The organism is Streptomyces sp. NPDC102462, from assembly GCF_044765425.1.
Lineage (GTDB): Bacteria > Actinomycetota > Actinomycetes > Streptomycetales > Streptomycetaceae > Streptomyces.
Map to the genome: position 1 here is coordinate 14,816 of NZ_JBIWKB010000030.1, position 26,239 is coordinate 41,054.

Genomic DNA, 26,239 nt, shown 5'->3' on the forward strand with positions numbered 1-26,239 from the left:
CGGCTGTGACGGTCCGGTCCGGTGACGCGGTGAGCCGGTGTGCGGGTACCAGCGACCGTGCCGGTGCCCGACCGTGAACCTGCCCGGACCAGGTGTCCCGGCCCGCGGCGCGGCGATCCGGCGGGGACCACGGGTCCACTGTGCCGGCACACGGGAAGGGCGGGTGCGGCCGGCGTCAGCGTTGTACCGGGCCGAGGCCCGGCCCGTGCCGACCGCTGCCTGGTCCGCCGCGGCCCCGGCAAGGGCCGCGGCGCGGTCGCTAGGCGTCGATCCGCGAGCGGTCCAGGGTGGCCGCCGAGCTGGAGATGAACTCCTTGCGGGGGGCGACTTCGTTGCCCATGAGCAGATCGAAGACCTGCTCGGCGGCGTCCAGGTCGGACAGGTTGATCCGGCGCAGGGTGCGGTGGCGCGGGTCCATCGTCGTCTCGGCCAGCTGGTCGGCGTCCATCTCGCCCAGACCCTTGTAGCGCTGGATGGAGTCCTTGTACCGCACGCCCTTGCTCTGGAACTCCATGAGCTTGTCGCGCAGCTCACGGTCCGAGTAGGTGTAGACGTACTTGTCCTGGCCCTTCTTCGGCTGGACCAGCTCGATGCGGTGCAGCGGCGGCACCGCCGCGAACACCCGGCCGGCCTCGACCATGGGCCGCATGTACCGCTGGAACAGCGTCAGCAGCAGGCAGCGGATGTGGGAGCCGTCGACGTCAGCGTCCGTCATCATGATGATCTTGCCGTAGCGGGCCGCGTCGAGATCGAAGGTCCGGCCCGACCCCGCTCCTATGACCTGGATGATCGCACCGCACTCGGCGTTCTTCAGCATGTCGGTCACGGACGACTTCTGGACGTTGAGGATCTTTCCGCGGATCGGGAGCAGCGCCTGGAACTCGGAGTTCCGGGCGAGCTTCGCGGTGCCGAGCGCGGAGTCCCCCTCGACGATGAACAGCTCGCTGCGCTCCACGTCGTCGCTGCGGCAGTCGGCGAGCTTGGCGGGCAGGGACGAGGACTCCAGGGCCGTCTTGCGACGCTGTGCGTCCTTGTGCTGACGGGCCGCGATGCGCGTACGGGCAGCGGCGACCGCCTTCTCCAGGACCACCCGGGCCTGCGCGGCGGCGTCCCGCTTCGTGGAGGTCAGGAACGCCTTGAGTTCCTTGGAGACCACGTTGTTCACGATGCGGCGGGCCGCGGACGTGCCGAGAACCTCCTTGGTCTGGCCCTCGAACTGCGGCTCGGCCAGGCGCACGGTGACGACTGTGGTCAGCCCCTCCAGGGCGTCGTCCTTGACGACATCGTCCTCGGCGACGCGCAGCAGCTTCTTGGCGCGCAGCACCTCGTTCAGCGTCTTGGTGACGGCCTGCTCGAAGCCGGCGACATGGGTGCCGCCCTTGGGGGTGGCGATGATGTTGACGAACGACCTCAGGGTCGTGTCATAGCCGGTCCCCCAGCGCAGTGCGACGTCCACGCCCAGCTCGCGGGTGACCTCCGTCGGGGTCATCTGGCCGTGCTCGTCCAGCACGGGCACGGTCTCCTTGAAGGTGCCCTGACCGGAGAAGCGGAGGATGTCACAGACCGGCTTGTCGGTGGCCAGGTACTCGCAGAACTCGCTGATGCCGCCGTCGAAGCGGAAGGACTCCTCGCCCTTGCTGCCGCCCTCGCCGAGACCGAATTCGTCGCGCACGACGATGGTCAGGCCGGGCACCAGGAAGGCGGTCTGCCGGGCCCGCTGGTGCAGGGTCTCCAGGGCGAGCTTGGCGTCCTTGAGGAAGATCTGCCGGTCGGCCCAGTACCGCACGCGCGTGCCATTGCGGGTCTTGGGGATCTTCTTCGTCTTGCGCAGGCCGCTCTTGGCCTCGAACTTGGCACTCGGGCCGTTCGCCGCGAAGGCGCCCGGGACGCCGCGCCGGAAGCTGATCGCGTGGGTGTGGCCGCCGCGGTCCACCTCGACGTCGAGGCGGGCGGACAGCGCGTTGACGACGGACGCGCCGACGCCGTGCAGACCGCCGGAGGCCGCGTACGAGCCGCCGCCGAACTTGCCGCCGGCGTGCAGCTTGGTCATGACGACCTCGACGCCGGACAGACCGGTCTTGGGCTCGACGTCCACGGGGATGCCGCGGCCGTTGTCCCGCACCTCCACGGAGCCGTCGTCGTGGAGGATCACCTCGATGTGGTCGCAGTACCCGCCGAGGGCTTCGTCCACGGCGTTGTCGATGATCTCCCACAGGCAGTGCATCAGACCGCGGCTGTCGGTCGAGCCGATGTACATACCGGGACGCTTGCGTACGGCCTCAAGACCTTCGAGGACGAGCAGGTGCCGCGCGGTGTAGTTGGAGCCGTCCCGGTCTGCTCCTGCCAGCAGCGCAGTGGACGGCACGGACGTGTCGGCGGTCACGCGGTTCGCTCCTCGCTGAATTTCAGGTGAGCCCTTTTGGGTAAGGGCGCGGCTTCGGTCGCCGCCAAGAGGGTACCGAGGCCTGGTAGAGCCGTTGTAACGCCACCCTCGTCTGAACTCACACTAGTCCACAGTCGTATGGGTGTTCGATCCCTCCATGGAGTGAAGTACATATCACGTTCCCTTCGAGGCATGAACCATTTAGGCTCCGGGCACGTCCTCATTCACAACCGGCAAGCCAGCCGGGGGGACCGAAACCCGATAGACAGCGCGAACCCGTAAGACACATAGACACGCAATACGGCACATTCGCCGCCAACCGGCAGCAGACAGCCGCCCCGGAGAGATTTTTTCGAGGAAGAGCCACGAGCGGGAACGTTTTCGGGCTGGTTGGATGTTGACCCTGGTACGACAGCTCGTCGAGCTAGAGAAGAGGCGACGTGACTACTGTTCTGACCCCCGCGAGCCCGCTGACGGCCGCCGATCGCTGCGACCGCTGCGGCGCCCAGGCATACCTGCGCGTCGTCCTGCTGAGCGGCGGAGAACTGCTCTTCTGCGCCCACCATGGCCGCAAGTTCGAGCCGGAACTCAAGAAGATCGCCGCTGAGATACAGGACGAGACGGAGCGGCTGACGTCGGTTCCGGCATCCGCCACCGAAGAAGAGCGCTGAGGTCTCGCATCCACGACGAGCCAGTCCCGGCACGAGCCGGTGAACGGGCGGCCGCTCCTCTTGGAGCGGCCGCCCGTCGTCGTGTCCCTCAGCAACCGGTCCAGGGCCTCAGACGCCCTGGCGCGGCGTCTTCGCGCCGGCGCCGCTCGCGCCCGTCCTGACGACTTCGGAGACCCGGGTGTAGACACCGGGGCTCCCTGCCCGCCCGCAGCCGCTCCCCCACGACACGAGTCCGATGAGCCGCCCCTCGGCGACCAGCGGCCCCCCGCTGTCGCCCTGGCAGGCGTCGGGGCCGCCCTGGGTCTCTCCGGCGCACAGCATGGATTGGGCGCGGTACGCTCCGTCGGCACCGCCGGGATAGGCTCGCTCGCACTGGGTGTCCGGCAGCACGAGCACGCGTGCCGCCCGCAGCTGCCGCGGGTAGTCCCCGGCGCCGGTCGTATCGCCCCAGCCGTACACCGTGGCGCTCGTGCCCGGCGTGTAGGCCGGGTCGCCGGCTGCCGCCATGCCGATGACGTCGTTCTGGGGCAGGGACGCGGTGAGGGTGAGCACAGCGAAATCGCCGGCGTTGGTCGCCGCGTCGTAGCGCGGATTGATACGGACCTCGCGTACGGCGATCTCCTTCCCCTCAGTCGACAGGAGATCGGTACGACCCGCGATGACCTTGAGGTCGCGCGCCTCGTTCGGGCGCGTCCCGAGGACGTCCTCGGTCACGCAGTGGGCCGCGGTCAGCACGGTGGTCCGGCCGATCGCCACGCCACCGCAGAACTGTCCCGCCCGCGTACCCCCGAACCGGTCACGGCTGGACAGCGCGACCGTCCAGGGGCTCTGGGAGACATCGACGGGAAAGCCGCCGACGACAACGCTGCCGGCGGCCCCGGGGGCCGCGGCAGTCAGCGGTATGGCGGTCGCTGCAGCCGCCAGGACCAGCGGCCGGATCAGTGCTCGCGCGATAGGGCGTCGCATGCACGCTCCTCACTCTGAGTGCCTATGAGACACCCAGAGTCATGCAGGGCACGGCAACCCGCAGCACGAAGGCCCGGCGCCCCACTGCGGGGGACCAGGCCTTCGACGTCGTAGCAGGGCGATCAGACCTTGATCGGTCGCGACCCGGCCTCGCACGACCGGATGCCGGTCGAGACCGATCGGCGCGGTCGCGGGACTAGTCGAGGTAGTCGCGCAGGACCTGCGAACGCGAGGGGTGGCGCAGCTTCGACATCGTCTTGGACTCGATCTGGCGGATGCGTTCACGCGTCACGCCGTACACCTTGCCGATCTCGTCGAGGGTCTTCGGCTGACCGTCGGTGAGACCGAAGCGCATCGAGACGACCCCCGCCTCGCGCTCGGACAGGGTGTCGAGGACGGAGTGCAGCTGCTCCTGCAGGAGCGTGAAGCTGACCGCGTCGGCCGGAACGACGGCCTCGGAGTCCTCGATGAGGTCGCCGAACTCGCTGTCGCCGTCCTCGCCCAGCGGGGTGTGCAGCGAGATGGGCTCGCGGCCGTACTTCTGGACCTCGATGACCTTCTCGGGGGTCATGTCGAGTTCCTTGGCCAGTTCCTCCGGGGTGGGCTCGCGGCCCAGGTCCTGGAGCATCTGACGCTGCACGCGCGCGAGCTTGTTGATGACCTCGACCATGTGCACCGGGATGCGGATGGTGCGGGCCTGGTCGGCCATGGCGCGGGTGATCGCCTGCCGGATCCACCAGGTGGCGTACGTGGAGAACTTGTAGCCCTTGGTGTAGTCGAACTTCTCGACCGCGCGGATCAGGCCCAGGTTGCCTTCCTGGATGAGGTCCAGGAACAGCATGCCGCGGCCGGTGTAGCGCTTGGCCAGGGAGACCACCAGACGGAGGTTGGCCTCCAGGAGGTGGTTCTTGGCGCGGCGGCCGTCCTCGGCGATGATCTCCAGCTCGCGCTTGAGCTTGGGGGCCAGCTTGTCGGCGTTGGCCAGTTTGTCCTCGGCGAACAGGCCCGCCTCGATGCGCTTGGCCAGCTCGACCTCCTGCTCGGCGTTGAGCAGGGGGACCTTGCCGATCTGCTTGAGGTAGTCCTTGACCGGGTCGGCGGTGGCGCCGGCTGCGGCGACCTGCTGCGCGGGCGCGTCGTCCTCGTCCTCGTCGGACAGGACGAAGCCGGCACTCTCCGCGCCTTCGGGCTCCTCCGTCGCGCCCTTGGCGTCTTCGAGCACCTCTTCTTCGAGCAGCTCGACGTCGTCCTTCTTGGCGGTGGTCTTCTTGGCCGCCGTCTTCTTGGCCACGGCCTTCTTGGCGACCGTTTTCTTGGCGGTCGCCTTCTTGGCTGCTGCCTTCTTCGCGGGCGCGACTTCCTCGGCCGGGTCGACGCCGACGGGCTCGGCCGGCACGGCCGGTGCGGGCGTGGCGGCGGTGGCCTTCCTGGTGGTCACCGGCTTCGCCGCGACCGTCTTGGTGGCGGTGCGCTTGGCCGGACTCTTCGCTGCGACGCTCTTTCGGGTGCGCTTGGGCTCCGCGGCACTGACCATCAGCGTCACACCCTCTTCCTCGAGGATCTGGTTGAGGCTGCGCAGTACGTTCTTCCACTGAGTGGCCGGAATCTGGTCAGCTTCGAAGGCCCGACGCACGTCGTCGCCGGCGATCTGCCCCTCAGCCTTTCCCCGCTCAATGAGCGCCATGACAGAGACGGACTCGGCGATCTCCGGCGGGAGCGTACGGGATGTGCTGGCCGACACGAACAACCTCTCGGAACGTTGGAAAACGGCTTCCGGCCCCGTCCACGGCGGACAGGAGCCGACCACCGGCCTGGGGATGGGCCGACGGCGCGGGCGGGTGCCGGGAGAGGCACAGCGCCTTGCATGGCGTCCGTATTCCCTCCGCGGCTGTCACCTCTTAGGTCATCGCGCTGATCCCCCGAGCGTTACGCCCAATCTTCGTGGCCCGAGTCACACCCCGTAAGTGCCCAAAAACGGTCAGATACGGTCAGACGTGGTTGTCGGCGGTATCGGCCGGCGCCGCCGCCATCGGGCCGCATCACCCTGTCGCCGAGCCCCACCGAACCCCTCCGGACCGAGGAGGGCCCGGAGGGGTCCGGCGGGGTCCGGCGAGCGACGGCTCCCGGGCCCGGCACAGCCCTCACAGGGCGGTGCGCCTGCGACCGCAGCGCCCGCGGTCCGCGGTCAGTGCTCGCGCGGCGCGGGCACCACACGCTCCACCTCGGGGTGGACGGTGAGCAGTTGACGCATCGCTGCCTCGGCCGCGGCGCCGTCACCGGTGCCGAGCGCGTCGACGATGCGCGCGTGCTGGGCCAGGGAAGCGTCGTTCGGCCGGTCACAGCCGGTGACCGGGCCGCCGGAGACCTGGAGCGCGGCCGACACGATGCCCGACAGGTGCTCCAGCATGCGATTGCCCGCGATCTGGATGAGCAGGCTGTGGAACTCGGCGTCGGCACGGGAGAAGGTGAGGGCGTCACCCTGCGCCATGGAGTGGCTCATGATCTCCACCATGTCCGAAAGGCGCTGCTGGACGTCCTCACGGCCGTGCCCCGCGGCGAGGCGCGCGGCGAGCGGCTCGATCGTCCAGCGCAGCTCACTCAGTTCGCGGCGCTGGTCGTCGCGCTGCGGCCCGAACGCGCGCCATTCGATGATGTCCGGGTCCAGAAGGTTCCAGTCACTGACGGGACGCACACGCGTGCCGACGTTCGGGCGGGCGCTGACCAGGCCCTTGGCCTCCAGGACACGGAGGGATTCGCGGACGACGGTACGGGACACCTCGAAGCGTTGGCCGATCTCCTCGGGTACGAGCGGGCGGTCCGCGCCCAGGTCACCCGAAACGATCATCTGGCCCAACTGCTGGACGAGTTGGCCGTGCAGGCCGCGCCCGCGGCTGCCCGCGGCGCGCCGTCCCACCCGGCCCAGGTCATGGTCCGCGCCCTCCCAGGCGGGCGTTCCGAGCCGGTCGGCGGCGGGGCCCTCGGCGTAGGGGTAGCGGTCGAGTTCGCCCGGTCCGACCAGACCTGAGTCGGTGGAGCGGGCGGCGGTCATCATGGTGTGCGCAAGGGTACTCACGGATCCTTTGTCGGCGCTGTCTCCAACTGCCTTGAGGTCTTTGGTGAAAAGCACACGAAAGGGTGATCGCTCACCCCGTCGCAATTGACGCCTTATCGGAAAGAAATGGGCGCGCTCCGGGGGAGTTGTGCACACAGCCGGATCGGAAGCGCGCGGACGGTCGTCATCTGACCCTGCTGCGCAGCGTCGTGAGCAGATACGCACAGAGCAGGGCGGTCAGCGACAACGTCAGCGCGCCGCCCACGGGTTGGACGAGTACCCGGGCCACCACGGCCAGGTACCGCTCTCCCCCGAAGGGCCACTGGAGCAGGAAGACCTCCCGCATCCGGACCGGGAGTCCCGCCGCGGTCCGCACGGCCGGGCCGCCCACCATCTTCTGTACGACGGGGACGACCACGACCGGTACGGCCAGCACCGCGGCGAGCCCGGCCGTCGTGGACCGGAAGACGCCGGCCGCCAGCACCCCGGCCCAGGCGCACCCGACCACAAGACCGAACCAACTCGCACTCAACGCAAGCCAGTCAGCGGGAACTTTCGCGAGCTCCCGCCCGTAGACGACATAGAGGACTTCGGCGTCGCAGCCCACGGTGAGGAAGGCCAGCATCAGCGCCGTGGCCCCGGAGACGAGCAGTTTCGCGGTGAGCAGGCCCAGCCGGCGGGGCACCGAACCGCGGTCCGCCGCCAGGGCGGGGTGGCGGAACTCGTCCCCGAAGGCCAGCGCGCCGAGCAGTCCCGCTCCGAGCGCCGCGGGCGGCAGCGGCGCCTCCCGGGGCCATGCGGCGAACAGGCGCGCCTGCGGGGTGTGACCGATGCGGGCGAGCAGAACGGCAGTGACCGCGGAGACGACGAGCACGACACCGCAGGTGAGGAAGCCCGTGCCGATCCCGGTGGCGCGGCGCAGTTCGTAGCGCAGGGGGTGGAGGGGGCTGGGGGTGGAGCGGACGGAGATGGGGGGAGGGAGGGGGGACAGGGCGCCGGGGCTGAGCGATCCGGTGCCGCGACGCGAAGGTCCGGCCCCGGGTCGAGCGGTGGGTACGCGGCCGGTGGCCGGCCCCGTGGGACCGGCTGAGGTCGGTGTGGCCTCCGGGGTCTGAGCGGGTGATGGGGTCGGGGGCTCGGCACCTGGAGTGGGTGCGGCCGGTTCCGGGCCGCCGGTCGTGTGGGCGTCGGATTCCAGGGGGTGGCCGTCGGCGGGGGCCGGTGCGTCCTCGGCGGGAGGCGTGCCGGGCAGGTCGGGGGAGGTCGCCGCCGAGGGCGCGCCCACGGCGAGTGGAACCTCAGGATCGTCCGGGGCCTCCGTCACCAGGGGTGATTCATGATCCGCCCGCTGTCGTCTCAGGACGGACAGACCACGGCCCGGTCGCAGTCGGACTCCTTCCGGACTCCCTTGGCTCTGTTCTTGTCCGCCGGCCGGTGTTTCGTGCGCGGGCTTCGGCCAACCCGGCAGCTCCGGCCCGTCGACCGGGCGCTCCCCGTCATGCGGGCGGGTTCCCGCGCCCGGTCCCATGTCGCCCACCTCGTCCGCGAGTCGGTGGACGAGGATGCCGTGCCGGAAGGCGACGTCGCCGATGTCCGCGGTGGTACTGCCGTACACAGAAAGACGGTTGCCCTCTTCCCGAACGATCTCGACGGACCGCCGGTCGGTGCGGGCCTCCTTGGCGAGCAGGGCGGCCAGGCGGGCGGCGTGCGGGGTACGGACCGCCACACGGGCACGCAGCCGTGTGCGGGCGAACTCGACGGCCTCCTGGTCGGCGACGAGTCTGCCCTTTTCCAGGGTGACGACCCGGTCCGCGTTGCGTGCCGCCTCCTTGGGGTCGGCGGTGGTGAACAGGACCGTGCCGCCCTGGGCCGCATGCACCCTGAGCATGCCGTGCAGCCAACGGGCTTCACGGGCGGACAGTCCCTCCACGGGGGCGTCCAGCACCAGGGTGTGCGGATCGGGCAGCAGGACGCAGGCCAGTCCGAGCCGACGGTCCATGCCGCGCGAGAGCGTGCCCAGGCGCTCCTCCCGCAGGCCGACGAGGTCGACGGCTTCCAGAACTTCGTCGGCGCGCCGGGCCGGGACCCCCGCCGCGGCGCACAGCATGCGCAGATGCCCGCGCACCGAGCGCGCCGGATGCCCGGGTACGTCGCCGAGGAGGACGCCCACCTCGCGCGACGGGTGGGCGATCCGGTGCAGCGGGCGCCCTCTGAAGTGGGTGATCCCCCGGCCCTGTTGGAGTTCGAGCATCAGCCTGAGGGCCGTTGTCTTGCCGGCGCGGGGCGCACCCAGGAGTGCCGTGACACGGCCCGCGTGCGCCTCGAAGGAGACATCGTTGACGGCGGGCGGGTGCGCCTTACGGGGGTTGCTGGTCAGTCCGAAGGCCTGGATCACCTGCAGCAAGATAGCGCGCCGAGTCCTTTTTTTCGGGTATCGCCCGCTCTGACCAGTACTGGGGGTCTTCCTCCTGATGCTTGTGCCGGCGGTTCTCCGGTCCGGGCCGGTGCGAGGTGCGGAAAGAGGGGCCTGCGCGCGCCGTCCGGCCCTGTCCGCTCAGACCTCGGGGCGCAGCATCGGAGGGTTGAGCAGCGTGGCACCGCCGGCCCGGAAGAGCTGGGCAGGACGGCCGCCCTGGCGTGTGGTCGTGCCTCCGGTGGGGACGAGGAATCCGGGGGTTCCGGTCACCTTACGGTGGAAGTTGCGTGGGTCGAGGGCCACTCCCCACACCGCTTCGTAGACACGGCGCAGCTCACCGACGGTGAACTCGGGCGTGCAGAACGCGGTCGCCAGGGAGGAGTACTCGATCTTGGAACGGGCCCGTTCCACCCCGTCGGCCAGGATCTGGGCGTGATCGAAGGCGAGCGGTGCCAGGGGTTCGCCGTCGCGGCCGTACCCGCCCTGCTGCAGCAGTTCCTCCACCGGAGCCCAGCGCGCGTTGCTCGCGTCGCCGCCCGCGCGGGGCGCAGGCAGGTCGGGGGCGAGCGCCAGGTGAGCGACGCTGACCACACGCATGCGCGGGTCCCGCTTGGGATCGCCGTACGTCGCGAGCTGTTCGAGGTGGGCACCGTTGTCCTGGGCCGGGGCGGACGGCTCATGGGCGCACAGGCCCGTCTCTTCGGCCAGCTCGCGCGCCGCGGCCTGCGCAAGATCCTCGTCGGCCCTGACGAAGCCGCCGGGCAGTGCCCATCGCCCCTGGAACGGTGCCTCGCCCCTGCGCACCGCCAGCGCGCACAGGGCGTGGCGGCGCACGGTCAGCACGACCAGGTCCACGGTGACGGCGAAGGGCGGGAACGCTGACGGGTCGTAGGGCATGCCGCGATCATAGTCGTCTGCCTGACGATAAACACTCCCTTCGCCGACCCCATCGCGGCCGAGCCGCTCGGATCCGGTGCCGGAAGCGCGAGCGGTTTCCGCTTCTTCGTCCGAATGGCATCGTGCGAGGTCACACTCCCGGTCGCCGGTCGTCAACAGACTTCTCGATCATGGCGGACCCTTGGCGGGCGCCCCATACGGAACACGGTGGTCCGCGGCCTCCTCGGGGCTCTCTCCCAGGGGTACGCGTTGCGCCCGCTCACGAGTCCTCCGCGGCGCCATCGCCACCGGGCCGTGGGCCTGCCGCGGATGCGCGTCCCGCGTCGTTCCTGTCCGCGGCACGCGCACGTGCACCACCCGCGGCCGGCACGCCGGGACGTGTGGAGCCCTCACCCCGGGAAGGGCGCCGGGGGGCGAGCCGCGAACGCCGTCCCTCCGCTCGTACCGGACGGGCGTCTCCGTCGGCGCCTGCCCGGACGCGTACGCGGCGCCGACGGCGCGCTCCGGGCTCCGAGCAGTCCTCACTCGCCGCCGGTGCCGTCTTCTTCCGGCCCGTCGTCTCTGTCGCTTCGGTCCGTGCCTCCGCGCGGTCGGCGCGATCCGCGCGCAGACAGCGACGGACCGCCTCCGGGTCCAGGCCCTCGTTGCATGCCTGGTGCAGCAGACGCGCGAACAGGTAGTCGGGGTCAGCGCCGAGGGCCATGGCCAGCGCTTCCCTGGCCTCCAGGTCGTCGCCGATGGACCAGGCGACCCAGCCCGCGAGAGTGAGCGGCGCGGCGGCGTGTTCGCCATACGGTCCGACGCAGCGGCGGGCCAGGGCGCGCCACAGGCGCAGGGCGGGGCCGGCGTCGTCGCCCTCCATCCATGCGGCGGCCCGGTCACGGGTGGTGCGGTCCTGGAGGCCGAGGATCAACTGCGCGGCTTCGTCGTGGCTGAGCAGTGCGTCGTCGCGTAGGTCGGCCGGGAGTGTGCCGGGCACCGGGGCCGCCGCCGCGAACCTGGTGAGCATGCGCTCGGCGAGGCTCAGTGTTTCCTCCGCCACGTCTGCGCGGGACGCGTCGTCGAGAAGCCGGGGCACCAGGGCGGCGCCCGCCGTGTCCAGGGCGATCTCCTGTTCCAGTGCGGCAGAGGTCTCCGAGGGCAGCAGCCGGGCCCGCAGCTCGCGCAGCGTGCCGCGTACCTGGAGGCCGGCGTAGGTCGCGGCGGCGGCCAGCACGGAGGTGCCGGGCAGGCCCATGGGCGTTCCGTCGTCCGGGCAGCAGCCCACGTTCGGGCAGCAGTACGACCAGAAACGGCCGCCCGAAATACACAGGGCCTCGATGACGGGTACGTCCAGGGCGCCGCATTCGGTGCGCAGCAGTTGGGCGAGCGGCTGAAGGCGTTGCATGACCTCGCGGCCGGTCTCCCCCTTCGCCGGTTCCTGGCAGACGTAGGCGACGATCTGCGCGGGCCGGGATCCCCGGCGTTCGCTGCCTGCCACCAGGCCGTGGGCCAGTTGCCGGGCGGCCGACGCCCAGTCGTCCCTGCTCGCGGGGATGCCGAGCCTTGCCCGGCCGCCGAACCGGCCGCGTCCGTCCCGGTCGTGGAGAGCCACCAGCACGATGCTGTCCTCGGGGCGGTATCCGAGCAGATACGGCAGGGCGTCGGCCAGTTCGGCCGGGGTGCGCAGGGTGACCTGCGCATCGTGGGCGGCGCGGCGGTCGAGTTCCTTTTGTTCCGTGACGTCGCTGTTTTCGGCGGGTCCAGTCGATTCGCTGTGATTCGTCATGTGCCGACGATCTCGCGGATCGTGAAGTTCCGCTTGCGCCTGTGGATAAGTCGAGGCAGGGTCACGACAATCAGCCGGTCGGGCCGTCGTCTGTCCACAGGAGCCGTCCGGCTGTCGCCGGTGTCCTGTTGGATGGGACGCATGGAGCACACGAGCAACACGGATCTGCGTGCACAGGCCGACATCGTCCTCGCCCGGCTGGTCGGGGACGCCACGGGCGCCGCCCGGCTGCGCGAGGACCAGTGGCGGGCGATCGAGGCGCTGGTCGCCGACCGCCGCAGAGCCCTTGTCGTCCAGCGCACGGGATGGGGCAAGTCCGCGGTCTATTTCGTGGCGACCTCGCTGCTGCGTGCCCAAGGCAGCGGCCCCACCGTGATCGTCTCGCCACTCCTCGCGCTGATGCGCAACCAGGTGGATGCCGCTGCCCGGGCCGGCATCCACGCCCGGACCATCAACTCATCCAACACCGAGGAGTGGGACGCGATCCAGACGGAGATCGCGGCGGGCACCGTCGATGTCCTGCTCGTCAGCCCGGAACGCCTGAACAACCCGGACTTCCGCGACCAGGTCCTGCCCAAGCTGGCCGCCGCCACCGGGCTGCTCGTCGTGGACGAGGCCCACTGCATCTCCGACTGGGGCCACGACTTCCGGCCCGACTACCGCCGGCTGCGCACCATGCTCGCCGACCTCCCGCCCGGCGTGCCCGTGCTGGCCACCACCGCCACGGCCAATGCGCGGGTGACCGCCGATGTCGCCGAGCAGCTCGGTACGGGAGGCTCGTCGGACGCGCTGGTCCTGCGCGGCCCGCTGGACCGGGACAGCCTGAGTCTGGGCGTGCTGCGGCTGTCGGACGCCGCGCACCGCATGGCCTGGCTCGCCGACCACCTCGACGATCTTCCGGGTTCGGGCATCGTCTACACGCTGACGGTGGCTGCGGCCGAGGAGGTGACCGCCTTCCTCCGGCAGCGCGGGCACAGCGTCGCCTCGTACACGGGCAAGACGGAGAACGCCGACCGGCAACAGGCCGAGGAGGATCTGCTCGCCAACCGGGTCAAGGCACTGGTCGCGACCTCCGCACTCGGTATGGGCTTCGACAAGCCCGACCTCGGGTTCGTGGTGCACCTGGGCTCGCCGTCCTCTCCCATCGCCTACTACCAGCAGGTGGGGCGGGCCGGCCGAGGCGTGGAGCATGCCGAGGTGCTCCTGTTGCCGGGTCGGGAGGACGAGGCCATCTGGGAGTACTTCGCGTCGCTCGCCTTCCCGCCGGAGGATCTGGTACGCCGCACGCTCGATGCCCTCGCCGGATCGGACCGCCCGCTGTCGCTGCCCGCCCTGGAGCCCCTGGTGGAGCTGCGGCGCTCACGCCTGGAGACCATGCTGAAGGTCCTCGACGTGGACGGGGCGGTCAGGCGGGTCAAGGGCGGCTGGGTCGCCACCGGGCAGCCGTGGACGTACGAGGCCGAGCGGTACGACTGGGTGGCCCGCCAGCGCAAGGCCGAGCAGCAGGCCATGCGTGAGTACGCCGACACCGCGGGCTGCCGGATGGAGTTCCTGCAGCGGCAGTTGGACGACGAGGGGGCGAAACCGTGCGGCCGCTGCGACAACTGCGCCGGTAGCAGGTTCTCGGCGGACACGACGGTGGCCGCGCTGGACGCCGCGCGCGTCGATCTGGGGCGCGCGGGCGTCGAGGTCGAGCCCCGGCGCATGTGGCCGACGGGGCTGCCGGCGATCGGCATCGACCTCAAGGGGCGGATTCCTGCCGGTGAACAGGCGGCGCCGGGGCGTGCGTTGGGGCGTTTGTCGGACATCGGCTGGGGCAATCGGCTGCGGCCGACGCTCGCGCCCTCGGCCCCGGACGCACCCGTCCCGGACGACGTGGCGCGGGCCGTGGTGGACGTGCTGGCCGACTGGGCCAAGGGTCCCGGCGGCTGGGCCACGGGGGCCGCCGACGCGCAGCCGCGGCCGGTCGGTGTGGTCACCGTCGCCTCACGCACCCGTCCGCAGCTGATCCATTCCCTGGGCGCGCGCATCGCGGAGGTCGGCCGCCTGCCGCTGCTCGGGGCGCTGGAGTACGCGGGAGAGGCGCCGCGGTTGTCCCGCAGCAACAGCGCGCAGCGGCTGCACGCACTGGACGGCGCGCTGGTCGTGCCCCCCGCACTGGCCTCCGCGCTGCTGGCGGCGAGCGGTCCGGTCCTGCTCGTGGACGACTACACCGAGACCGGCTGGACCTTGGCGGTCGCGGCCCGCCTTCTCAGGAGAGCGGGAGCGCAGGGCGTGCTGCCGATGGTCCTGGCCGTCCAGGGCTGACACCCGCCACACCGGCGCGCGCCCGGCGCACGGCGTCCGAAAACGGCACGACCGCCGGTCCCATGAATCGCCGGACGACTCAGCGGGTAGGGATATAAGCCACAGATCACTGGATAAGGGTCGGTGGCCCCAATTGCTCGTTGCCGCATTCCAGTTCGACAGGAAGAATTGAAGTCCGCTCCCCGCACGGTTCGTCCGTGATCCGGTTGGGCCTTGCTGCGGTGCGCGTGCTCCAGTCCGACCCCGCCCGCAGTGTGGGCGCGTAGCCGAAGGGAGAAACGTGACCTTCGGATTCGCTCCGTCCTCGGCGGCACCCTTCTCGACGCCCGCGTCCGCCGCTTCCACCAGCCGGCTGCTTGAACCCGCGGAGTGGGCCGCTGCCGGGATCCCGCTGCTGCGCAACCCCCGTGAGGTCGTCAGCGGGCTGCACACCCGGCACCGTCCCAAGGCGACGACCGCGGTCGTCGCGGTCCTGGACCCCGAGGAAAGACTGCTGGCGAGCGCATCGTTCACCCGCCGCCCGGTACCGGCCGACGGATGGATGTTCCGCAATGCGCTGCTGTCCCAACTGCGCCGGGTCATCCCGCACGACCTGCGGCGCCGCACGCCCGTGCGCACGGCAGTGCTGCTCTACTGCCGTGAGGGGGACGCGCGTTGGACGGAGGAGGACGGCGCATGGATGTGGGGCCTGCGTGACGCCTGCACCCTGCACGGATTGCGCTGCGGGGCGTACATCACGCTGACCCGGGACGGCTGGCAGGTACTCGGCGAAGCCCGCGGCGGCCGTCGCCCGAACGTGGACTCGACACCGGAACCCTTCGCCACCGCGGACGCCCCGGCCCCCTCGCTCCGCACCGGCGGCGGCGTTTCGGAGGTATTGCGCCGCGCGGCGGCCCGTTGAGCGGTACGGTCCTCTGACCAAGCAGATCCGCTCCGTGCTCGGCGGAGCCGGCCGGTCTCGTGCCGGCCTGTGTGCCCGACGCCGGTACGAGATCCGCGATGGGTCGCTAGAGACCCCGGGCCATCGCGGTCCCATGCCCGGTACCGGTGTGGCGCTTCCCCGGGAGAAAGGGCCGTTCTCCGGTTTCCGGGCATGCCAAAAGCATCACCGTGCTTGTGCCGCCGAAGCGATACCTTCGACGTCCTCGCCGCTCTCGGTGTTCCGGCCGGGTACCGGACCCGGCTCAGACGCCCGTACCCAGAACCGCGTTGATCTGTTGCGGGTCGCCGCAGACGATCAACAGGGCACCGGCCCGGGCATGGGCCAGCGGAAGGGCGGCGGCAGCGGCCGTGTCCGGACCGCCGTTGACCGCGACCACGACCACCGGACGGGATGCGGCACGGGAGGCGACGGTGGCGTCCGCGTAGAAGACGTCGTCGCCGGCATCGTGCTGCGCCCAGTAGGAGGCGTCGCCGAAGGACAGCTCGTGCTCGGCCCACGGGTGCGGCCGGCCGGTGGTGATCACCAGCACGTCCCCGGGAGAGCGGCCTGACTCCAGGAGCAGGTCCACCGCCTCGTCGGCGGCATCGAGCGCTCCCTCAGCAGAGGCCGGAATCAGTTGGATCTGCGGGTTCGCCGCCGAGGCGGCGGAGGCGGCCGGACCCGACGGGCTCGGCTTGCTGGCGGCCACGTCACGCGGCGTACGTTGCATCGGCGGCGCGGGCCGGAGAGGGCCTGGGCGACCGGGACGCGACGGAGCCGCGGGGCGGGGGCCGGGTACGGGACGGGGGGTCGGCGCGGTGCGGCCGCTGGACGGCGTGGCGCGGGGACCCTGGGCACTCTCGTGAATCTGAGGCTCCTCGGGAATGAGAGGCATGAGCTGATATTTATCAAACGCCGGTCTGGTACGCATGACCGGGTGGCACAACAGTGCGAGTGGAATCGTCAGAAGTCGAAGCCGAGCTGGCCCTCGATCTCCGGAACGCTTCCATCCGCCCAGCTGCGGACCTTCTTGAGATGCCGCCACTGGGGCAGCGCATCAAGATACGCCCACGACAACCGGTGGTACGGGGTGGGGCCCCGATCCTCCAGTGCGGCCTTGTGCACGGGGGACGGATACCCCGCGTTGTCCGCAAAACCGAAGTCTGCATGGTCGATACCCAGTTCGGCCATCATTTTGTCGCGCTGAACCTTGGCGATCACCGAGGCCGCCGCCACAGCCACGCAGGACCGGTCGCCCTTGATCACCGTCCGGACCTTCCAGGGCGTGCCGAGGTAGTCGTACTTCCCGTCGAGGATCACCGCGTCGGGGCGGACCGGAAGCGCCTCCAGGGCGCGCCCGGCCGCGAGCCGCAAGGCCGCCGTCATCCCCAATTCGTCGATCTCCTGCGGGGAGGAGTGCCCCAGAGCGTAGGAGGTCACCCAGGTCCGCAGCGTCTCGGCCAGCTCCGTGCGCCGTTTGACGGTGAGCAGCTTGGAGTCGGTGAGACCCTCGGGGGGCCGGCGAAGTCCGGTGACGGCCGCACAGACGGTGACGGGTCCGGCCCACGCGCCGCGCCCCACCTCGTCGACACCGGCAATGACCTTCGCTCCGGTCGTGGCGCGGAGGGAGCGCTCGACGGTGTGAGTAGGCGGTTCGTACGGCATGGCGCCCTTAGCGTACGCCGCCCGGATCCCCCGGCGACACCCCGGCCCACCACTCCGGCCGAGGTGCGGCCACACCCCGCAGTCAGGTCCCCTCGGGCCGGAGGAGCGGCAGCATCAACTGGTCGATCATCTCCTGGATGTCACGATCCGACCATTCACTGGCGCACATCTTGGTGCGGTACATCATCATCGCCGGAATGGCGTCGCAGACATAGCCGTTCGCTGCGTCGTGACGCACCTCTCCGCGCTGGATTCCGCGGGTGATGATCTCGTGCAGCAGCTTGATCGTCGGTTCCACGACGCCCCCGATGATCACACTGTGGAAGCGCTCCGCCTGCATCGTGTCGCATTCGTGAATCACCGAGCGCAAAGCCAAGCCAGGACGGGAGAACATCGCGTCGCGCGCCTGGAGGCACAGGGCCAGCAGATCCTCGCGCACGCTCCCGAGGTCGGGGGCCTCCTCCATCCGCGGCAGCCCGGCCTGCAGGGCGTCGACGACAAGATCCTCCTTGGACGGCCAGCGGCGGTAGACCGCGGCCTTGCCGGTCTGGGCACCGGCCGCGACCCCCTCCATCGTGAGGCCGTTCCAGCCGACGGTGCTGAGCTGTTCCAGGGCGGCATCGAGGATCGCGCTTTCGAGTACGGCGCCGCGCCGGCGAAGGGATGCCGCCTGAGCGGGGGCGGCACTCCAGTGCGAGGTAACCATCTGGACTTCTCCAACAGACAAGGGGAGGTGGGGATTCCGGCACGGGGGGCGCATCACGCGGCGGCAACGGGGGACGCGACGCGCGACGAAGGATTAAGTGAACGCTTGCGTTCTCTGTTGGGGACTCACTACCGTTGGCGCGACAGTGAACGCGAGCGTTCACTAAAGCCTTCGTGGGGGACCCATAGTGACAACCTCTCAGCTCATTCAGGACAAAACACCAGGAGCAACCGACCGGAAGGGGCACTCCGGTATCGCGCTCACTGTCATCGCGGCCTGCCAACTCATGGTGGTACTCGACGCGACGATTGTGAACATCGCGCTCCCGCACATTCAAGACGCGCTCAAGTTCAGCACCACAGATCTCACCTGGGTGGTCAGCGCCTACACGCTCACCTTCGGCGGCCTGCTGCTGCTCGGCGCCCGGGCCGGTGACATCCTCGGCCGCCGCCGGGTGTTCATGGCCGGCATCCTGCTGTTCACCTTCGCCTCGCTGCTCGGCGGTCTCGCCCAGGAACCCTGGCAACTGCTCGCCGCGCGTGCCTTGCAAGGCGTGGGCGGCGCGATCGCTTCGCCCACCTCGCTGGCCCTCATCACCACCACGTTTCCCGAGGGGCCGGAACGGAACCGGGCGTTCGGAGTCTTCGCCGCCGTGTCCGCGGGCGGCGGCGCCATCGGTCTGCTCGCCGGAGGCATGCTCACCGACTGGCTCGACTGGCGGTGGGTGCTCTTCGTCAACGTGCCGATCGGCATCCTGATCGCCGCGCTCACACCGCGGTTCATCAACGAGTCCGAACGGCATCCGGGACGCTTCGACATCGCGGGCGCGCTGACCTCGACCCTGGGCATGGCCTCTCTCGTGTACGGCTTCATCCGCGCCTCGGAGGGCGGCTGGCGCGACGGCATGACCCTGGCGTCCTTCGGTGCGGCCGTGGTTCTGCTGGTGGCGTTCGTCTTCACCGAGATGCGGGCCAAGGAACCCATCACGCCGCTGAAGATGTTCGCCGACCGCAACCGCTCGGGCACGTACGTGATCATGTTGAGCCTGGCCGCGGCGATGTTCGGCATGTTCTTCTACATCGTGCTGTTCGTGCAGAACGTGCTGGGCTACAGCCCGATCAAGGCCGGGCTCGCCTTCCTGCCCGTGACGGTCGCGATCGCCGTCGGGGCCGGTCTGTCGCAGCGGTTCCTGCCCTCGCTCGGCCCCAAGCCGTTCATGCTCACCGGTGCCACGTTCGTGGTCGTCGGGCTCACCTGGCAGACCTTCATCAGCCCCGACAGCTCCTATCTCGGCGGGGTGCTGGGCCCGATGCTGGTGTTCGGCTTCGGCATGGGTCTCAACTTCGTGACGGTGACGGTCACGGCCGTCTCCGGCGTCGCCCAGCACGAGGCGGGCGCGGCGTCCGGGCTGCTCAACGCCACACAGCAGGTGGGCGGTTCGCTCGGACTGTCCATCCTGACCACGGTCTTCGGCTCGGCGAGCAAGGACGAGGCGGCGAAGCAGCTGCCGAAGTTCCTCGCCGACGGCTCGCCCGCGCAGAAGGCGGAGTTCGCGAAGACCCATCAGTTGCCGGCGCCTTGGGGGCACGAAGTGCTCGCGCACGGCATCTCGACCGCGTTCATACCCGCCGCCGCGATGGCCGTTCTCGCTCTGGCCACGGCCTGGTTCGTGATCAGGGTGCGCAAGAGCGACCTCGAAGCCCTTTCCGGAGTCGCGGGCCCCGGAATCGGCTGAGCCGGAAGGCTCCCCGCAAGACCGCGGATGGCCGGACCCGGCCCGGGGGACGAACGGCGAGGGCGACGGTCCGGCCATCCGCATCACGGCGACCAAGGCCGAGACGAAGACCAACCCCACCAGCATCAGCACGACGAACGCCATCACCACACCCCCTGCCCCACACGGAATCTCCCGACCGCGCATACCCGCACGTCGCACAGCCGATGTCAGAACAACGCGCAGGCATCACGCAGAGTTCCCGGCAATCACGCAGGGTTTCCATCGGTCGGGGCCGACCGCGGGTGTCAGGCCGCCGCCGCCCAGTCCGGAAGCGTCTCCGCTCGCTCCAGCCACTCGGGCGGCGGCGTCCCCGCCTTTCCGGCCGCCAGCACGCCGCCCACGATGGCGCAGGTGGTATCGACATCCCCGCCGACCTGGGCGGTCGTCCAGAACGCCGTCTCGTAGTCATCGAGCGCGCGAGCCGCCGACCACAGAGCGAAGGGGACGGTGTCATGGGCGGAGGTGCGCCGTCCGCAGCCCAGGACGGCGGCGACGGTGCTCGCGTCTGCGTAGTCGAGCATGTCACGGGCGCGCCGCAGCCCCGCGCTCACGGCGCTCTTCGGCACGAGCGCCAGGACCCCGTCGAGGAGAGCGCCGGGACCGGGCGGGCCGCCGGGGGCGGCGGCCAGGGCTGCGGCCGCGGCGACGGCCATGGCGCCGGCGACGGCCTCGCGGTGCTGGTGTGTGGTGTACGCCGAGATCTCCGCCTGGTGGGTCGCCTGTTCCGGGTCGTCCGCGTACCAGGCCCCCAGGGGTGCGATCCGCATCGCCGCGCCGTTGCCCCAGGAGCCCTGACCGTTGAAGAGCCCGGCGGCCAGCTCACGCCATTCGTGGCCCTCCCGGACAAGCCGCAGCAGGCGGTTGACCGCCGGCCCGTAACCGCGGTCGAAGTCGTGGTGCTCGGCGAAGGAACGGGCGAGCGCGTCCTGGTCGATGCGGTGGTGCGCGGCGAGGACGGCGACCACCGAGCAGGCCATCTCCGTGTCGTCCGTCCACGGCCAGGGGCCGGGCGGCAGCGCACGGCGCTTCAGCAGCGGGTAGTTCGCCGGGACGAAGAACTGGGAACCGAGCGCGTCCCCCACGGCCAGCCCGCGCAGGCTTGTCAGGGCACGGTCCAGGCGCTCCAGGCGAGAGGAAGCAGCGGTCATCGCCCAGCCACTCTATCCGGTGGTCCAGTGCGGCAGCGGGTCCCGCCAACGTTCGAAGGGCCGGTCGAGCGTGTACTTGCCGTCGTCACCGAGAACGAGCATGCGCATCTCCGCGTTCCCGGGGTTCGACAGGGATTCGAATTCCGCGACCGTCCAGTGGAACCAGCGCATGCAGAACAACCGCATCGCCAGGCCATGGGTCACCAGGAGCACGTTGGGCGGATGGTCCGGCGCCTCGAAGCTGCGGAACAGGCTTTCCAGGAAGCCCCCGACCCGGTCGTACACATCGGCGCCCGACTCGCCCTGCGGGAAGCGGAAGAAGAAGTGCCCGTACGCGTCGCGGTAGGTCTTCTGGAGGCGCACGTCGTCACAGTCCTGCCAGTTCCCCCAGTCCTGCTCGCGCAGTCGCGGTTCCTCGCGCACCCGTATCAGCTCGGGGTCCAGGTGGAAGGCGCGGAGCGTCTCGTGCGTACGCCGGTACGGGGAGACGTACACGCTCACCCGCTCCCGGTCGAACACCTCCCGGAGCCGTTTTCCAGTCTCCGCTGCCTGCTGCCAGCCACGCTCGGTGAGTGCGAGGGCGTGGTCGGGTTCCCGCTCGTAGACGGAGTCATCGACATTGCCCGTCGACTCGCCGTGCCGGACCAGTACGATGCGCCGTGGTCGTGCCATGCCAAAACCCTAGATCGGGTGACGCTCCACCGGACAATCCTGAGCGCCCCATACGGCGTAGATCACACGAATCCGGCACCGAGGGCCACTGAAAGCACACATTTCACAGGCTCGCACGTCAGACCGTCCACGTAGGCTCCAGTTCCACGATGTCACCGGTGAGCGCCGCGACGTCCGCCTCGGTCTGTGCCCGCAGGGCCAGCCGTTCCACCCGTTCGGTGCGGTACTTGCCGTGCTCGGCGGCCGAGCGCCACATCGAAAGGATCAGGAACTCGTGCTCGGGGGCCTCGGCGAACATGCCGCGGATCATGCCGGGCGAGCCGGCCATGGCGGGGTTCCAGACCTTCTCCTGCATCAGAGTGAAGTTCTCCACTCGCTCTTCGTGGATGCGGCAGTGGGCGACGCGGATCAGGTCGGAGTCCGCGAACCTCGGTTCGAAGCCGGTCTTCACGTCGAAGCGGTACTCGAACAGCTTGGCCTGGCTGTCCTTGAAGGTGCCCGCCTGCGACGCCGCGAGACGGTCGTGGGAGCGGGCCATGAAGGAGTCATAGAAGGCGCGGCTCTCCCAGAAGGCGAAGATGTGCGCCACGCCGGGCCGCTGCCGACTCCAGCCGCCGCCCTGCCCGCGAAACCCTGGCTCCCCCAGAAGCCCCGCCCACTTTCGCTGCCCCCGCTCGAACCCGCGGCGGTCCACCACGGTGCAGCGAATCCACTTGACCAGCACCGCGCCATCGTAAGGCCATCGAGCGTGGCCCCGGTCACGCTCCGCGAGAGATCACCCACGCACCGGCCCGCAGCGCGTGGCACGATGGACAACGAACCTTGGACACCGGGAAGTTGGGCAGGGCCCAGAGGGGGAAGGGGAAGCCTGGTGAACGGCTTGAGCAAGGGGATCCGCAAGGTCGAGGTCGCGTTGAAGTGGGATCCGAGCCCCATGGGGCAGCAACCCACCGATCTCGACCTCATCGCCGCCACATACGGGAGGGACGACCCGTACGGCACCCCGGATTACCTGGTGCACTTCGACAGCCGCTCCCCCGATGGAACGATCTACCTCAACCGGGACAGCGCGGACGGGAAGGGCTTCGGTTCGGACGAAGTCATGACGCTGGAACTCGACCGGCTCCACGACCGGTACGCGCGCGTGGTCGTCGGTGTCGTCGTCCAGCAGCAATCCGACGAGCGCAGGTTCGCCGGCGTCCTCAATCCGGCGGTGCGCATACGCGAGGGCTACACCGTCCTCGCCGAGGACGACTTCGCATCGGTTCCCGGGGCGACCGCGGCGACCGTCGCCGAGTTCGTCCGCGACGAGTCCGGCGGGTGGCGGTTCCATCCCGGCGTCCATGGCTTCGAGGACGACCCCGCGGCCTTCAGCAGGACCATGGGCCGGCGCGGCGGCCCCGAAGGCCGACCCGAGTAGGGGCGACGGTCGCGGGAGTCCACGCCGACGGGTCCGCAGCCGCCCCCGCGGTGGGGTGACGCCACGCGGCGGCTCATCCAGGGCGCGGGTGCCGGCGCCGTGATCCGTCAGGACATGGACCGGACGCTGCCTGCACAGTGTGTTGAACGCCCCGAGCGGGCGGGTCCGGCCCGATTCGGGAAGGCTCGGACGACGGGTGCCCGCCTCCATGTCGAGCGGCCTCTGTATGGCTGGGGATGGCACAGGGCCCGGCGGATGTCGGGCGCAGTGGCATGGGCCCGAAGACGGTCTCTGCGGCGGGCGCTGCCGGCGGGCGCCGAGGCGTGGTCCTCGGCCGCGTCCAGACGCGCACCCACCGGACTGTCGTGGGGTGGGCGGACGTGCGGCGGCGCCGGTTCCCGTAGCCAGGTTCGCCCGGAGGGCGCCCGTCGATGGGGACGGCGCGGCGCGCGCTGGACGGCACACGACGCCGGCGCCCCGGCGCGGCGACGGGTGGGGCCGCGCGTATTCCGTGGGCGGCGAAGGGGTGCCGGCCCCCGGCCGGCACCCCTCACCTCACGGGATCAGCTGCAGCCGCTCGTCGAGCCGCAGCCCTCGCAGATGTAGCAGGATCCGGCCCGCTGCATCTTCGTGCCGCAGGAGAAGCACAGCGGGGCGTCGGCCTGGATGCCCAACTGCATCTCCACCAGCTCGGCACTGGTGTGCGCCTGCTTCGGGGCGGGCTTGGCCGCCTCGCCGCCGGCCTGCGGGGTGGACACGGCCTTCAGGTCGGTCTGGCGCGGCGCCGACTGGGCCAGTCCCTCGACGTCGACCTCGTCCTCGGACGACTCGTAGGAGCCGGTCTCCAGGTGGCGCTGCCGCTCCTCGGCGGAGTGGATGCCGAGCGCGGAACGCGTCTCGAAGGGCAGGAAGTCCAGCGCCAGACGGCGGAAGATGTAGTCGACGATCGACTGGGCCATCCGCACGTCCGGGTCGTCGGTCATGCCGGCCGGCTCGAAGCGCATGTTGGTGAACTTCGAGACGTACGTCTCCAGGGGCACGCCGTACTGAAGGCCGACGGAGACGGCGATGGAGAACGCGTCCATCATGCCCGCGAGGGTCGAGCCCTGCTTGGACATCTTCAGGAAGACCTCCCCGAGACCGTCGTCCGGGTAGGAATTGGCGGTCATGTAGCCCTCGGCGCCGCCGACGGTGAAGGACGTGGTGATGCCGGGACGTCCCTTCGGGAGGCGCTTGCGGACCGGGCGGTACTCGACGACCTTCTCGACCTTGGGGGCCTCCTCGGCCTTGGCCTCGGTCTTCTTGTCGTCGCCCTTCTTCTTCGCGGAGAGCGGCTGGCCGACCTTGCAGTTGTCGCGGTAGATGGCGAGCGCCTTGACGCCCATCTTCCACGCCTCGAAGTAGATCTCCTCGACCTCCTCGACGGTCGCCGACTCCGGCATGTTGACCGTCTTGGACAGGGCACCGGAGATCCACGGCTGGATCGCGGCCATCATGCGGACGTGACCCATCGGGGAGATCGCCCGCTCGCCCATGGCGCAGTCGAACACTTCGTAGTGCTGCTGCTTGAGGCCGGGAGCGTCGATCACGTTGCCGTGCTCGGCGATGTGGGCGACGATCGCCTCGATCTGCTCCTCCTGGTAGCCCAGGCGGCGCAGGGCCTGCGGGACGGTGCCGTTGACGATCTGCATCGAGCCGCCGCCGACCAGCTTCTTGAACTTGACCAGGGCGAGGTCGGGCTCCAGGCCGGTGGTGTCGCAGGACATCGCGAGACCGATGGTGCCGGTCGGGGCGATGACGGACGCCTGGGAGTTGCGGAATCCGTTCTTCTCACCGAGGCGCAGCACGTCCTGCCAGGCCTCCGTGGCGGCGGCCCAGACCGGGGTGTCCAGGTCGTCCATGCGCACGGCCGCGCCGTTGGCGTCGGCGTGCTGCTTCATGACGCGCTTGTGGGCGTCGGCGTTGCGGGCGTACCCGTCGTACGGGCCGACGACCGCGGCCAGTTCGGCGGAGCGACGGTACGACGTGCCGGTCATCAGGGAGGTGATGGCGCCGGCCAGGGCGCGGCCGCCGTCGGAGTCGTAGGCGTGGCCGGTGGCCATCAGCAGGGCGCCCAGGTTGGCGTAGCCGATGCCGAGCTGGCGGAACGCACGCGTGTTCTCGCCGATCTTCTGGGTCGGGAAGTCGGCGAAGCAGATGGAGATGTCCATCGCGGTGATGACGAGTTCGACGACCTTCGCGAAGCGCTCGACCTCGAACGACTGCTTGCCCTTGCCGTCGTCCTTCAGGAACTTCATCAGGTTCAGCGAGGCGAGGTTGCAGGACGTGTTGTCCAGGTGCATGTACTCGCTGCAGGGGTTCGAGCCGTTGATCCGGCCGGACTCCGGGCAGGTGTGCCAGTGGTTGATGGTGTCGTCGTACTGGATGCCGGGGTCGGCGCAGGCCCAGGCGGCCTCGGCCATCTTGCGGAACAGGGCCTTGGCCTCGACCTCTTCGATGACCTCGCCGGTCATCCGCGCGCGGAGGCCGAACTTTCCGCCCTGCTCGACGGCCTTCATGAAGTCGTCGTTCACGCGGACCGAGTTGTTGGCGTTCTGGTACTGGACGGAGGTGATGTCGTCGCCGCCCAGGTCCATGTCGAAGCCCGCGTCGCGCAGGGCGCGGATCTTTTCCTCCTCCTTCACCTTGGTCTCGATGAAGTCCTCGATGTCGGGGTGGTCGACGTCGAGAATGACCATCTTGGCGGCGCGGCGGGTGGCTCCGCCGGACTTGATGGTGCCCGCCGAGGCGTCGGCGCCACGCATGAAGGAGACCGGACCGGAGGCGTTGCCCCCGGAGGACAGCAGTTCCTTGGAGGAACGGATGCGGGAGAGGTTCAGGCCGGCTCCGGAGCCGCCCTTGAAGATCATGCCCTCTTCCTTGTACCAGTCGAGAATCGACTCCATGGAGTCGTCGACGGACAGGATGAAGCAGGCGGAGACCTGCTGGGGCTGGGGCGTGCCGACGTTGAACCAGACGGGGCTGTTGAAGCTGAAGATCTGGTGCAGGAGGGCGTACGCCAGCTCGTGCTCGAAGATCTCGGCGTCGGCGGGCGAGGCGAAGTACTTGTAGTCCTCTCCGGCCTTCCGGTACGTCTTCACGATGCGGTCGATCAGCTGCCTGAGGCTGGTCTCGCGCTGCGGGGTGCCCACGGCACCACGGAAGTACTTGCTGGTGACGATGTTGACCGCGTTCACCGACCAGGAGTCGGGGAACTCGACGCCACGCTGCTCGAAATTGACCGAGCCGTCGCGCCAGTTGGTCATGACGACGTCACGGCGCGCCCACTCGACCTCGTCGTACGGATGCACGCCGGGGGTGGTGTGGATGCGCTCGATACGCAGTCCCTTGGTGGCCTTGGTCCCCTTGGCTCGGGAACCTCGTGCCGGACCACTCGCCGTCTCTGTCATGCCGCCTCCCTGTACGGGCT

General features: G+C 70.1%; 19 protein-coding genes. 5 read left to right on the forward strand and 14 right to left on the reverse strand.

The features are described from left to right. Positions 1-259: 259 nt before the first annotated feature. Positions 260-2,383: a type IIA DNA topoisomerase subunit B gene (locus ACIRFL_RS24725; RefSeq protein ID WP_404032191.1), complete on the reverse strand. Its 2,124-nt coding sequence runs from the start codon at positions 2,381-2,383 to the stop codon at positions 260-262. Positions 2,384-2,823: 440 nt separating this feature from the next. On the opposite strand from ACIRFL_RS24725, the gene ACIRFL_RS24730 reads away from it, so the two are divergent. Then, positions 2,824-3,054 (forward strand): hypothetical protein, encoded by a 231-nt coding sequence (locus tag ACIRFL_RS24730; RefSeq protein ID WP_404032193.1) that lies wholly within the window; start codon positions 2,824-2,826, stop codon positions 3,052-3,054. Between the two features lie 108 nt (positions 3,055-3,162). Here ACIRFL_RS24730 and ACIRFL_RS24735 read toward each other — a convergent pair whose 3' ends face one another. The 6 genes from ACIRFL_RS24735 to ACIRFL_RS24760 form a co-directional block, all read right to left on the reverse strand. Further along, entirely contained in the window at positions 3,163-4,020 is an 858-nt protein-coding gene (locus ACIRFL_RS24735; protein ID WP_404032196.1) for a serine protease, read from the reverse strand. Positions 4,021-4,216: 196 nt separating this feature from the next. Then, positions 4,217-5,761, reverse strand: coding sequence for an RNA polymerase sigma factor (locus tag ACIRFL_RS24740; protein WP_404032198.1), 1,545 nt, complete (start codon positions 5,759-5,761; stop codon positions 4,217-4,219). A gap of 444 nt (positions 5,762-6,205) precedes the next feature. After that, positions 6,206-7,093: a FadR/GntR family transcriptional regulator gene (locus tag ACIRFL_RS24745; protein ID WP_404032201.1), complete on the reverse strand. Its 888-nt coding sequence runs from the start codon at positions 7,091-7,093 to the stop codon at positions 6,206-6,208. 163 nt (positions 7,094-7,256) lie between these two features. Further along, positions 7,257-9,467, reverse strand: coding sequence for an ATP-binding cassette domain-containing protein (locus ACIRFL_RS24750; RefSeq protein ID WP_404032204.1), 2,211 nt, complete (start codon positions 9,465-9,467; stop codon positions 7,257-7,259). 159 nt (positions 9,468-9,626) lie between these two features. Then, on the reverse strand, positions 9,627-10,385 hold the full coding sequence (locus ACIRFL_RS24755; protein WP_404032207.1) for an NUDIX domain-containing protein: 759 nt from the start codon (positions 10,383-10,385) through the stop codon (positions 9,627-9,629). 259 nt (positions 10,386-10,644) lie between these two features. Then, positions 10,645-12,153: a DUF4192 domain-containing protein gene (locus ACIRFL_RS24760; protein ID WP_404032210.1), complete on the reverse strand. Its 1,509-nt coding sequence runs from the start codon at positions 12,151-12,153 to the stop codon at positions 10,645-10,647. A gap of 141 nt (positions 12,154-12,294) precedes the next feature. Between ACIRFL_RS24760 and ACIRFL_RS24765 the strand changes: the two genes are divergently transcribed. Beyond that, a complete protein-coding gene (locus ACIRFL_RS24765; protein ID WP_404032213.1) occupies positions 12,295-14,460 on the forward strand; it encodes a RecQ family ATP-dependent DNA helicase in 2,166 nt (721 codons plus the stop codon). Between the two features lie 280 nt (positions 14,461-14,740). Next, positions 14,741-15,361: a hypothetical protein gene (locus tag ACIRFL_RS24770; protein ID WP_404032215.1), complete on the forward strand. Its 621-nt coding sequence runs from the start codon at positions 14,741-14,743 to the stop codon at positions 15,359-15,361. 283 nt (positions 15,362-15,644) lie between these two features. On the opposite strand, the gene ACIRFL_RS24775 is transcribed toward ACIRFL_RS24770, so the two are convergent. The 3 genes from ACIRFL_RS24775 to ACIRFL_RS24785 all read right to left on the reverse strand — a co-directional run bounded on the left by ACIRFL_RS24775 (position 15,645) and on the right by ACIRFL_RS24785 (position 17,753). After that, on the reverse strand, positions 15,645-16,277 hold the full coding sequence (locus ACIRFL_RS24775; protein ID WP_404032217.1) for a hypothetical protein: 633 nt from the start codon (positions 16,275-16,277) through the stop codon (positions 15,645-15,647). A 68-nt stretch (positions 16,278-16,345) separates the two neighbouring features. Continuing rightward, a complete protein-coding gene (locus ACIRFL_RS24780) occupies positions 16,346-17,047 on the reverse strand; it encodes a ribonuclease HII (RefSeq protein WP_404032220.1) in 702 nt (233 codons plus the stop codon). Between the two features lie 82 nt (positions 17,048-17,129). Next, positions 17,130-17,753 (reverse strand): TetR/AcrR family transcriptional regulator, encoded by a 624-nt coding sequence (locus tag ACIRFL_RS24785; protein ID WP_404032222.1) that lies wholly within the window; start codon positions 17,751-17,753, stop codon positions 17,130-17,132. Between the two features lie 187 nt (positions 17,754-17,940). Between ACIRFL_RS24785 and ACIRFL_RS24790 the strand changes: the two genes are divergently transcribed. Further along, positions 17,941-19,488: an MFS transporter gene (locus ACIRFL_RS24790; RefSeq protein ID WP_404032225.1), complete on the forward strand. Its 1,548-nt coding sequence runs from the start codon at positions 17,941-17,943 to the stop codon at positions 19,486-19,488. A gap of 287 nt (positions 19,489-19,775) precedes the next feature. Here ACIRFL_RS24790 and ACIRFL_RS24795 read toward each other — a convergent pair whose 3' ends face one another. The 3 genes from ACIRFL_RS24795 to ACIRFL_RS24805 form a co-directional block, all read right to left on the reverse strand. After that, complete coding sequence (locus ACIRFL_RS24795) at positions 19,776-20,678, reverse strand: ADP-ribosylglycohydrolase family protein (protein WP_404032228.1); 903 nt, start codon at positions 20,676-20,678, stop codon at positions 19,776-19,778. Positions 20,679-20,690: 12 nt separating this feature from the next. Next, complete coding sequence (locus ACIRFL_RS24800) at positions 20,691-21,350, reverse strand: histidine phosphatase family protein (protein ID WP_404032231.1); 660 nt, start codon at positions 21,348-21,350, stop codon at positions 20,691-20,693. 118 nt (positions 21,351-21,468) lie between these two features. Then, positions 21,469-22,074 carry a YdbC family protein gene (locus tag ACIRFL_RS24805; protein WP_351741681.1) on the reverse strand — a complete coding sequence of 202 codons (606 nt, stop codon included), beginning with the start codon at positions 22,072-22,074 and terminating at the stop codon, positions 21,469-21,471. Between the two features lie 147 nt (positions 22,075-22,221). Between ACIRFL_RS24805 and ACIRFL_RS24810 the strand changes: the two genes are divergently transcribed. After that, complete coding sequence (locus ACIRFL_RS24810; protein ID WP_404032234.1) at positions 22,222-22,770, forward strand: TerD family protein; 549 nt, start codon at positions 22,222-22,224, stop codon at positions 22,768-22,770. Positions 22,771-23,333: 563 nt separating this feature from the next. Here ACIRFL_RS24810 and ACIRFL_RS24815 read toward each other — a convergent pair. Beyond that, entirely contained in the window at positions 23,334-26,219 is a 2,886-nt protein-coding gene (locus ACIRFL_RS24815) for a vitamin B12-dependent ribonucleotide reductase (protein ID WP_404032236.1), read from the reverse strand. Positions 26,220-26,239: the final 20 nt, after the last annotated feature.